This window comes from Halarchaeum salinum, assembly GCF_039520965.1.
In the GTDB taxonomy this organism is placed as follows: Archaea; Halobacteriota; Halobacteria; order Halobacteriales; family Halobacteriaceae; genus Halarchaeum; species Halarchaeum salinum.
Genome location: NZ_BAAABL010000047.1, coordinates 1 through 745 on the forward strand (window position 1 = coordinate 1; position 745 = coordinate 745).

Below are 745 nucleotides of genomic sequence, written 5' to 3' on the forward strand. Positions count from 1 at the left end.
CAGCCGTCGTCCTTGGAGAGCGCGTTGATGCGCTCGCGGACGGCGTCGACGAATTTCGGACTGCGGTTCCTCTACTTCGCGTTTGCGTGTCTTCTCTACTCGATTTGGCGGGCGGTCGATCTACTCGTCCAAGTCGAGTTGACGGGTGAGTACGAACACTCACCCATTGTGACGGCCGACAATACGCTCACGCTGCTGAAGAAGGAGACCGGAATCGGATAGAGCGATACTCTGTCCGGGTCCAGTACGGATTCCTGAGTGGCAACGCTGTCGGGAATCTTGGAACTTCACCAATCTAGTTGGTAGTACGACACGAGAAGACCATTGAGAGGAGATCCGAAGCAGCTTCGCCTCGAAAATTCGCCCGAAACCACGCATCACAGCCCCGCTAAACCCGGTGTAGTCTCAACTTCCCCATACAGAGACGTGTTGCGAAGATAGGGAATAATGCACAGGTCTGACGGCGATCACTCGCAGGACTGAGTGGTCTCGTGTACCCCCTGCTCACGAGAGGATACCCCGATTTTATCAGAACAATGGGAGAATTTGTTTCCACGAGCAGCAAACGGACTTCGTTTGTTCCAATCAAATTGCGCTGAATCATCTGATCAGTAGATGTGCGTATGTAACACTGACTACTCTACCCGGTCTGGCAGAAGATACTTATTTCCCATCTGAGCGTGTCATAGAAGAGTTCACATGGATCCCTGAATCAGCTTAGACAAGTTGAAATCGCCGTACACTT

Annotated in this window: 1 pseudogene; it reads left to right on the plus strand. The window is 52.1% G+C overall.

The features are described from left to right. A pseudogene (locus tag ABDZ36_RS08715) lies at positions 1-222 on the plus strand (hypothetical protein); the annotation flags it as partial. Positions 223-745 lie beyond the last annotated feature (523 nt).